This window comes from Ectothiorhodospira lacustris, assembly GCF_022227785.1.
GTDB classification, from domain to species: Bacteria; Pseudomonadota; Gammaproteobacteria; order Ectothiorhodospirales; family Ectothiorhodospiraceae; genus Ectothiorhodospira; species Ectothiorhodospira lacustris.
The window spans coordinates 1-9,555 of the sequence record NZ_JAJNQM010000103.1; the positions used below are offsets into that span (position 1 = coordinate 1).

Sequence of the window (9,555 nt, forward strand, 5' to 3'; positions counted from 1 at the left end):
GCTCCATTCGAACGACCAGATCCTTCTCCATCGCCAGTGCCGTCAGGGCGTCCTCATCAATAAGCTGAAGATAGCCATCCCCGTCCGCGACGACCGGCTGAGCTTCCCGCTCGAACGCCCCGATGAAGCCCGCGTCGGGAGGGCCCACCGGGATCCGTGGCCCTTCCGGCCCGATGTGCTCCGGGAATAGATCGTCGATGCTCTCGATCAATTCCTTGCCGATTCGTCCGGCGATCTCGTTGGCCTGGATGGAAACAGACACATGATGGATGAAGTAAATCAAGACCCCTACACTCGCCACCGCAAGTGCAACGCCCAGGCTGACCGACAGGTGCGGGACGAACTCGACCTCCTCCACACGGTGGATCGTGCGAAGGACGAGCAGGCAATACAAGAAGGTGGCGATGAAGGTTCCGAGCACGACCTGTGTGCTGGTATCTCTCATGAAGGTGCGCAGCAAACGGGATCCCAACTGGGAAGAAGTGAGCGAGAGGGCTACCAGCGTCATAGAAAAGACCACACCAGCGATGGTAATCATCGATCCAGCGATGATGCCCAGGACGGCGCTCGCGCCTTCCGCTCCACCCTTGAACGTCCAGCCCAGGTTGAGCGCCAACCACGCCGTCACCGGCTTGTCCACGGCGGCACCCAGGGGAGCCAACAGCACGGCCAAGGTGGCCATGACCGTCGGCACAAACCAGAAACTGGAACGCACGCGTTTCCAGTACTTGACGAACTGCAGCGGCGACACCTCATGATTCATTCGCGTTTCCTCCGCGACCGAACATGTAAGTATTTATCGGCCATACGCAGCATGGCGGATAAACACTTTTGGGATAAAGCCATGTAGCGTACGTCTTTATGGTGGAGATTGTATTGGCCGGGGGGGCGAACAGGCCACGGGCAGTGCTTGGACAAGCACCGAACGCCTTCACTGGTTCCTTCAGGCACTGTGGGGCCATGGCGGGGATATCCTTGGCGGTCGTGTCTGGCTCAACATAGCCTGATTTCAGGACCTCTTTCAATGTTTCGCACATAAGTCGTTCCCGCGAAAGCGGGAATCCAGTCAACGACTGAAAGTCCTGGACTCCCGCCTTCGCGGGAGTGACTTGGGGTGAATGTGATCAATCTCCAGAGGCACGCCTGGACTCCCGCCTTCGCGGGAGTGACGGCAGGGAGGACGACTCGGGGAGAGGGGCTGGGGACGTCCCGGGATGAGGGCAAAGAAGGCAGGGACCTATGGGGTCCCGGGAGCCGTAGGGCTTATGGATACGGCTGGTAGGCCGCCTTCCAGCCGTCATACTGACTGACCAGGTCGTCCACCACGTCCTGTTCGAAGGGTCTCAGGCCGGAGATGACCAGTTTCTTGCGGCCGGTGCCCACCTGTTCGCCGGAGGCGGTGAGAGCAAATTCCAGAACCACGTCGCCGCGCTTGCCGTTGACCGTCATGGTGGCGTTGGTGAAACTCAGCGCCGGTGCCTCCGTGGGCAGGCGGGTGAACTCCAGGGCCATGCTTTCGTAGAACACCAGCGGGCGCTGGGGATTGACCATGACGCCGTGTGCCTTCATCAGGGGCACCATCACATGGGGGAAGTTCTGCCCGGAGAAGGCGGCGTACTGTTTCGTCAGGCCTTCCAACAGGGCAGCGTCCCGAGAGACCTCGCCGGCCCGTTCCACCTTGAGATAGACCCGCTCACCGCCGTCGGTGATATCCAGGTTGGCATCATCGGTGGCGGGGAAATGCAGGCCGACACCGGCGCCCACCATGCTGGTGAAGCTGAAGGCCATGCGGGCGCTCACCCCGTAGCGTGCCAGGACCAGGCAGAACAGCAGATCGCCGGGGACGCAGAAGCGCTTGGCATCGGGGTCATGAATCGGGTTGAAATCCCCGGCCACTTCCTTGGCAAAGCGGCTGGCCTGTTCGGGCGTGACGCGCACCAGACCGTTGTCGACGGTGTGAAATTCATCAAGATAGCTTGGCACCGGTGATCCTCTCTGGCCTGACGGATGTTTTTTGAGGGGGCGTAGTGTAGCAAGCCGGGGCGGCAAAAAGGCATGTAGCCCGCCAGACTCCTGGCCTGCTGCCCAATCCGGTCGCGGCGGGTCTGGACCCACGTCATCCCCACCCATGTCATCCCCGCGTAGGCGGGGATCCATGTGCGGACCGGGAATTCTGAATTCCCACCTGCGAGGGAATGACGATTGGTGAACATCCCGGTCAATAGACAACCTTCACGAACCATCCTGCCGCGGGGTCTCGTCAAGCCGGGCGCGGCGGGTCTGGAGGGCGTGCCGCACCAGGGCGCCCACGCCCAGAAACAGGGTCAGGATGAGCAACGGCGCCACCGAATCCAGGCCGAACGCCTCCGCCCCGGTCCCCACTTCCACCAGGGTATGCACCGCCGCGGCGTAGACCACCCACTTCACCGCCAGCCCCAGGGCGGCGGCCGCCAGGAACGGCAGCAGGGGCAGTCCCAGCATTCCAGCGCCGTAGTTGATCACCGAATGGGGAAACCCCGGCAGTACCCGCAACACCAGTTGGGTGAGGAAATCCCCCCGCTCCTTGAGCAGGTTGACCACGCGCCCGACATCCACATCCGGTGGCCGCCGGCCGCGCAAGTGCCGGGATATCTCATAAGCGCCGAAGGCACCCAGGACGCTGCCGGCCGTGAGCAGTCCTGCAGCCATCAGCGGGGAGTAGATGGGGGCCACCACCCAGAGCATGAGGGTGCCGGGCAAGGCCAGGGCGAGCAGCAAGGCCTGCACCAGCACCAGCCCCACGGCCACCAGGGGATGGGCGCCGGCCTGGTGGCCGAAATCCAGCAGGGCATCCAGAGAGATGGGCTGCCAGAAGGCCAACAGCAGCCCGATGATCACCGGGATCAGGGCCAGCCAGAGGCGGGATTTCCTATTCAGCGCCAGCTCTGCAGACGCTGGGCGGCGTAGCGGCCCTGCTCGGTCTGCGTCCCCGCCATCTGCACATAGCGCTGATACTGCTGCGCCGCCGCCTGGCGGTTCTGCATGTTCTCGTGAGCCACGCCCTGCAGGAACACCGTATTGGGATTGCCCGGCAGCACCCGCTCATAACGCTGGAAATGGCTCAAGGCCGCATCCGGTCGATTTTGTGCCAACTGGTTGATACCGCTCAGATGAATGGCCTGCCCTTCGTCCGGATAGGCACTGCGGGCCTGCTGCAGATAACGCTCCGCCTCCCGGTGCTGTCCCCGGGCGGTTTTGGCTTTGGACATGAGCAGTAATCCCGGATAGTCGTTAGGTGCCTGGCGCAGGGAGGTGGCAAAATGCTGTTCCGCCTGGGCGTACTGCTCCCGGGCCATGCGGGCCTCCCCGGCCTGCTGCTCCTTGATGGCCGGCTTGATGCGCCGCAACGAGGCGGTGTTGTCCATGTAACGCTCCCGCCCCACGTTGCGGTTGAGATCCGAGGAATAGCGTGAACGGGCCTCCCGCTGGGCGGTGTCGAACCGTTCCTGGCTCATGGGATGGGTGGAGAACATGGTCTCCAGGGCATTGGGCTGACGATCCGACATACCCTGCAGCATGTCCATCAGGTCTACCATGCCCTGAGGGTTCTGGCCTGCCTTGGACATGTATTCCAGCCCCAGGGCATCGGCTTCCCGTTCGTTCTCGCGGCTGTAATGGGCCAGCAGGGCGGTGGCGCCCACGGCGCTGACCGCGTAAATCAGGTTGCTGTAGCCGGACAGGCGCTCGGACTGGGCCGCCGCAATCCCCACGCCCCCCAGGACCACGGCGGCAATGATGCCCGTGGTCTGGCGGCGGGCGGTATGACGGGCATTGACGTGACCGGTCTCGTGCCCCAGCAGGGCCGCCAGGGCGGCCTCGTCTTCCATCTCCACCATGATGCCCCGGGTGCAGGCCATGGTGCCGCCCGGAAAGGTGTAGGCATTGATATAGTTGGCATTGACCACATTGAAGGAATACGGCATGTGGGGCCGGTGGGAGACCTCGGCAACGGAATTCCCGACCTGTGACACGTAGTTGTTGACACGATTGTCGCGCAGGAGACCATAGTCATTGGAGAACTGGTGGGGGGAATGCTGCCGGTCCACAGCGATCTCCTCCTGCTCGGACATGAGCATTAGCCGCTGCTGACCGGTGACCGGATCGACGGCGCAGCCCTTGAGTGCCGGCAGCACCACGACCCCCGCGGAACCGGCGGACATCAGCCAGAGAAAATCACGACGGGTCATGCGGCGCCGGAAAATACGGTGACCGGGATTGTGGTCCATGATGGATGGCTCCTTCGTTCCGGGAGAGCGGACGGATTTCAGTCTAACCGCTTTCGGGATGGCTTCAAGCTTTCTTCACCTATCGGGTATCAGACAAGGCCGATCAAGATATGTCACTGCGACTCCATCACAAGATCATGGGCAGCGGCCCGCCCCTGCTGCTGCTGCACGGCCTCTACGGGTCCGGCGTCAACTGGCAGGGGCACGCGCGAACCCTGGCGGCGCGTTACCGGGTACTGCTGCCGGACCTGCGCAATCATGGACAGTCTCCCCATACCCTGCAGATGGACTACCCGGCCATGGCAACCGATCTGCTGGCATTGCTGAACCGGGAAGACCTGGAACAGGCCCTGGTGGTGGGGCACAGCATGGGCGGCAAGGTGGCCATGACCCTGGCCCAGCACCATCCCGAGCGGGTCCGGGCCCTGGTGGTGGCGGACATCGCCCCGGTCGACTACGCCCTGGATGACCGCGAACACACCCACATCCTAGACAGCCTGCAACACCTGCCCCTGGCTGACCTATCCCGCCGGGAAGATGCCGATATCGCCCTGGCCCGGGCCATTCCCGAAACCGCGGTGCGCCGGTTCCTGCTCATGAACCTGGAACGAGGGCCGGAAGGGTTTCGCTGGCGGATCCCCCTGGACATCCTGCAGCAGGCCCTGCCCACCCTGGTGGGGTATCCGGGTATCGACGCCCGCTACGAAGGCCCTACCCTGTTCATTCGCGGTGAACGCTCCGACTACGTCAAGGATGAGTACCGTCCCCTGATCGAGGCCCGCTTTCCCCGCGCCCGGCTGATGACCCTGAAGGGCACGGGCCACTGGCTGCATGTCCAGGCCCCCGAACCCTTTGGCCGGATCCTGCAGGGTTTCCTGGACCGACACGCAGACAACGATAAAGGAGAAGGCCCATGATGCCTTGGCGCCGGTTGATGGATGCAGTACTCAGGCCCGATCCGGCACCGGATCTGGAAGAGGAGATTGCCGCCGGTGCCCGTGAACAGGCCCCGGTGCTGTGGCTGCTGGGCAAGGTGCAGTCGGGCAAGACCTCCATTGTGCGGGCCATCACCGGCGATCCGGCGGCGGAAATCGGTAATGCCTTTCAGCCCTGCACCCCCAGCGCCCGGATCTACGAGTTTCCCCCCGATGTACCGGTGGTGCGCTTTCTGGACACTCGCGGCCTGGAGGAAGCGGATTATGATCCGGCGGCGGATCTGGCGGTGGTGGAAGGCCATGCCCATGGGGTCATTGCCGTGGTCCGCGCCATGGACCCACAGCAGGACGCCCTGCTGGCCGCCCTCGGACAGATCCGGCGCAGACACCCGGACTGGGCCGTGATCCTGGTCCAGACCCGGCTCCATGACGCCTATCCGGACGGCCGGGATCACCCTCCCAGGGGCGCCTGGCGCCACGAACCGGCACTGGTGGATCTGGATCGGGTCCTAAAGGCCCAGGCCGACACCTTTGCCCGACTGCCCGGTGACGGTACGTTCCAGGCGGTTCCGGTGGATCTGACCCTGCCGGCAGAGGGATTTTCGGACACCGACTACGGGCTGCCGGAACTGCTCGAGGCCCTGGACGAGGCCTGTATCCAGGGCCGCGCCGGGCTGCTGATGGATCTGGCCCAGCATGGCCGGGATGCCCGGCAGGCTCGTATCCACCCCCATATCCTGGGCTATGCCACCGCCGCCGGGGTCTGCGATCTGGTGCCCGTGATGGGGGTGGTGACGGTCCCCACCCTGCAAGGCAAGATGCTGCACAGCATCGCCCGCGTCTATGCCCTGCCCTGGGACCGTCGGACCCTCAAGGCCTTTCTGGCGTCCCTGGGTACGGGCACGGCCCTGGGCATCGGGGCCGGTTTTGCCGCCCGCCAGCTGGGCAAGCTGATCCCGGTCTATGGACAGGTGGCCGGGGCGGCGGCGGCCGGTGTGGCCAGCGGGGCGATCACCTATGCCCTGGGCCGGGCCGCCTGCCATTACCTGGAACAGCGACGACAGGGGATCGACACCCCGCAGGGGGTGGCCGAGACCTTTCGCGGCGCCCTCAAGGAGGCCTATGTGATGTTCAGACAGCCCCGTGAAGGAAAGACGATCACCCCGGCGGAGTCCGGGCGATGAAGCGGAACGAAGGTCCCTGGGAACGCTGGGGCGCCCTGGTGTCCGCCCTGGGACTGGCGGTGGCGCCCTTGCTCGTCCTGATCCCCTTCGGTGCCCTGTGGCTCTGGCAGCAGGGCTGGCTGCTGCACTGGCTGGGGATCGCCGCCGTCCTGGGCGGGCTGGTCTACGGCACCGGCTGGTGGCTGCAGCGCCGTGCCCTGCAGGGCCGGGACACCACCACCGATGACGAAACCCCGGTCTCGGCGCCGGATGACGACTGGTCCGGGCGGGATCTGGCGGCCTGGGAGACGGTCCAGCGCCTGGCCGGTGAGGTGGAGCCCCGCATCCTGTCCGATCAGCATTTGATGCTGGCCACGGCCCGGCAGACCATCGAACAGGTGGCCCGTCACTATCACCCCGAAGAGAGACATGCGATCTGGGGCTTCACGGTGCCCGAGGCCCTGCTGCTGACGGAGCGGGTCAGCGCCCGACTGCGGCGGGTGATGCTGGACCATGTGCCGGGTGCGCACATGATCCGGGCCAACCAGGTGATGCGCCTGTGGGAACTGCAACCCGCCGCCCTCACCGGCGCCCGCTGGCTGGGTCATCTGACACAGGTCTACCGCACCGTGCGCTGGATCAACCCGGCCACTGCGGTCCTGGCTGCGGCCCGGGAAAAGATGATCTCGGCCATGCTGGGGGAGGCCGGTGAGTATCTGCGTCGGCGCGGGGCGCGGATCTGGGTGGAGGAAGTGGGGCGGGCCGCCATCGAGTTGTACTCGGGGCGCCTGCGGGTGGATGACCGGACCGAGGACGCCAAAGCCGCGGCCCAGGCCCGGGGGCCGGGCGTGCCGCCGGCCCCGCCACCGGGGCCGGTGCGGGTGACCGTGGCCGGGCAGACCAATGCCGGCAAATCCAGCCTGGTCAATGCCCTGCTGGGCACCCGGGCTTCCGGCGTGGACGCCCTGCCCCTGACCCGGACACCGGGCAGCTACGTGCTGCAACGGGACGGAGCGGAAGAACTGGTGCTCATCGACACCCCCGGACTGGAAAACCGGGCGCAACTCCGTGCCCTGATTGACACCCTGGCGGAGAGCGACTGCATTCTCTGGGTGGTGCCGGCACACCGGGCGGATCGTGCCCTGGATCTGGAGGCGCTGACCACCCTGCGTCGGACCCTGGAGCGGATGCCGGGCCGCATCCTGCCCCCGGTGATGGTGGTCCTGAGCCATGTGGACCGGCTCTCGCCGGCACGGGAATGGGCACCGCCCTATGACCTGGAACACCCGGACCGGCCCAAGGCCGCGGCCATGCGGGGGGCGATGGAAGCCGTGGCCCGGGATCTGGACATCCCTCCGGCGCTGATCGTGCCGGCACGGCTGGACAGCCTGGAGACCGCCTGGCAGGTGGACCGCATCTGGGCCGTATTACTCGGCCAACTGGATCGTTCCCACCGGGCCAGGGCCCTGCGCATCGCCCGCGCCGCCCTGGGCGGTGACTGGAAACGGGTCTGGCGACAAGCGCGGCGGGCAGGCGCCGAGGTGACACGGCAGTTGATCAGGAAGGGATGAAATCCGCCAGAAAAGGACTGGGCACCCCGGAACAGGATACGAACAGCTGGCGGATGGCCCGGGTGGCGGCGACGTGGAACAAGGCCCGTTCCGTCAGCTCGCTGGCCCGTTGCTCGGTGGGATCGGTGGAACGCTGCATTTCCTGACGCAGGGGCAGCACGTCCTGATTCACCGCCATGATCAGCACATGACGGAACTCCAGACCCTTGATCCGGTGCATGGTGCCAGCCGCACCCCATCATGGCCACGGGCATCGGCCTGCTTGCGGCTGAGACGATGGGTGTGGATGCCCGCCGCCGACAACGCCTGCTCACAGGCATCCAGCAGGGCATTGGTCCTGGCCACCACACAAATATCACCAGGGCCTTCACCCTCCCCCTTCAGATCGGATATGGTCTCCACCAGGAAGGCCAGTTCCTCGGCCAGGGCGGCAAACCGCCGGATCACCGGCGGCCTGCCGTGCATCAGGGAACGGCAATCACTGCCCCGATCCTCGCCGCCATCCAGATCATCCACGGTTTGCCCTTCCAGCAGGGCGGTGGCAAAACGGCGAATCTCCTCGGTGGTCCGGTAATTGATCCTGAGCTTGCGACTGCGACCCCGGACCTCGATGCCGCAGTCACTCAAGGCATACTGGCGGCGGTAAATGCGCTGATGCCCGTCGCCGACAATGAACAGATCGTTTTTCCCCTGGGGCACCATGCGCCGCAACAGGGCCATCACCTGCGGCCCCATGTCCTGGGCCTCGTCCACCACCACGGCGGCGTAAGGGGGCGGCACCTGGTCGGAGGCCAGCACATCGGCGGCATCCTGGGTGGCATCCTCGCTGGTCCGCAAGCCGCGCTGATGCAACTGAATCCGCAATGTCTCGAATACAGGCCAGATGGCCGCCCGCTGCGGACGGGTCAGGGGCACCCCCCGCCCCGTTCGTCTGGCACGAAAATACCGGCGTTCATCGGTCACCCGCTGGGGCAGGATGACCCGCTCCCACTCGTCCCGATAAAAACTCTCCGGCAAATCCGGGTCAACCGGGCGGGCATCCAGGGCCAGCCGCCAGCAATGCCGGTACTGCTCGTGACCTTCATACACAATCTGGTGGGGATACTGTCTGGATTTGAGAAACCGACTCACCCAGGCGTCGATGTGAATGACCTCGATTCGGGCCAGTTCCTCCGGGGTGCAGATGTGGCGCAGATTCTCCTGAATATCCACCGCCAGATTGGCGGTGAAGGTGGTGAACAGCACCCGGCCCGGCGTCGCCTCCGCCCCACGACGCACCAGCCACCGGGCACGGTGCATGGCCACCACCGTCTTGCCGGTACCGGCGCCACCCAATACCCGCACCGGCCCGGCCACATCCCATGCCACCAGACGACGCTGGGTGGGATGCAGGAAAATCCGCCATTTCTCCAAAGGCGCCGACAGCATCCCCTCCAGGGCCTGATCATCCTCCACCACACAGAAACTGCGCCGGGTCTGTTCCCGCTGCAGGGCACCGGCAAAATCGCTGGTATCTACCGCCGCCGCCCGTCAGGTGCAGGGGATAGGCGCGTGGTGGAACGCACCCTGAGGTATCCCCAGATTTTAATTTACCAATAAGTATTTTAAAAACATAGAGATA

Annotated in this window: 9 protein-coding genes; 3 read left to right on the forward strand and 6 right to left on the reverse strand. The window is 65.1% G+C overall.

Features of this window, described 5'->3' with window-relative positions:
* From LQ952_RS14460 to LQ952_RS14475, 4 genes are all read right to left on the reverse strand, one after another.
* Window positions 1-763, reverse strand: a 763-nt coding sequence (locus tag LQ952_RS14460; protein ID WP_238623328.1) for a DUF2254 domain-containing protein, incomplete at its 3' end; no start/stop codon positions are given.
* A gap of 500 nt (window positions 764-1,263) precedes the next feature.
* The gene (locus tag LQ952_RS14465; RefSeq protein WP_238623329.1) at window positions 1,264-1,983 is read right to left on the reverse strand and encodes a DUF3581 domain-containing protein; all 720 of its coding nucleotides are present in this window, start codon (window positions 1,981-1,983) and stop codon (window positions 1,264-1,266) included.
* 249 nt (window positions 1,984-2,232) lie between these two features.
* On the reverse strand, window positions 2,233-2,877 hold the full coding sequence (locus tag LQ952_RS14470; RefSeq protein ID WP_238623330.1) for a VTT domain-containing protein: 645 nt from the start codon (window positions 2,875-2,877) through the stop codon (window positions 2,233-2,235).
* A gap of 35 nt (window positions 2,878-2,912) precedes the next feature.
* Window positions 2,913-4,265 (reverse strand): M48 family metalloprotease, encoded by a 1,353-nt coding sequence (locus LQ952_RS14475; RefSeq protein ID WP_238623331.1) that lies wholly within the window; start codon window positions 4,263-4,265, stop codon window positions 2,913-2,915.
* A gap of 110 nt (window positions 4,266-4,375) precedes the next feature.
* On the opposite strand from LQ952_RS14475, the gene LQ952_RS14480 reads away from it, so the two are divergent.
* From LQ952_RS14480 to LQ952_RS14490, 3 genes are read left to right on the forward strand one after another with little or no spacing between them, the layout of a single operon-like run.
* Window positions 4,376-5,182: an alpha/beta fold hydrolase gene (locus LQ952_RS14480; protein ID WP_238623332.1), complete on the forward strand. Its 807-nt coding sequence runs from the start codon at window positions 4,376-4,378 to the stop codon at window positions 5,180-5,182.
* A complete protein-coding gene (locus LQ952_RS14485) occupies window positions 5,179-6,384 on the forward strand; it encodes a YcjF family protein (RefSeq protein WP_238623333.1) in 1,206 nt (401 codons plus the stop codon). Before LQ952_RS14480 ends, LQ952_RS14485 begins: the two co-directional genes overlap by 4 nt.
* The gene (locus LQ952_RS14490) at window positions 6,381-7,934 is read left to right on the forward strand and encodes a GTPase family protein (protein WP_238623334.1); all 1,554 of its coding nucleotides are present in this window, start codon (window positions 6,381-6,383) and stop codon (window positions 7,932-7,934) included. The genes LQ952_RS14485 and LQ952_RS14490 overlap by 4 nt, the downstream gene beginning before the upstream one ends.
* On the opposite strand, the gene LQ952_RS14495 is transcribed toward LQ952_RS14490, so the two are convergent.
* On the reverse strand, window positions 7,921-8,154 hold the full coding sequence (locus LQ952_RS14495) for a 3'-5' exonuclease (protein ID WP_238623335.1): 234 nt from the start codon (window positions 8,152-8,154) through the stop codon (window positions 7,921-7,923). The two genes, LQ952_RS14490 and LQ952_RS14495, sit on opposite strands and share 14 nt — an antisense overlap.
* Window positions 8,115-9,389: a UvrD-helicase domain-containing protein gene (locus LQ952_RS14500; protein ID WP_238623336.1), complete on the reverse strand. Its 1,275-nt coding sequence runs from the start codon at window positions 9,387-9,389 to the stop codon at window positions 8,115-8,117. The genes LQ952_RS14495 and LQ952_RS14500 overlap by 40 nt, the downstream gene beginning before the upstream one ends.
* Window positions 9,390-9,555 lie beyond the last annotated feature (166 nt).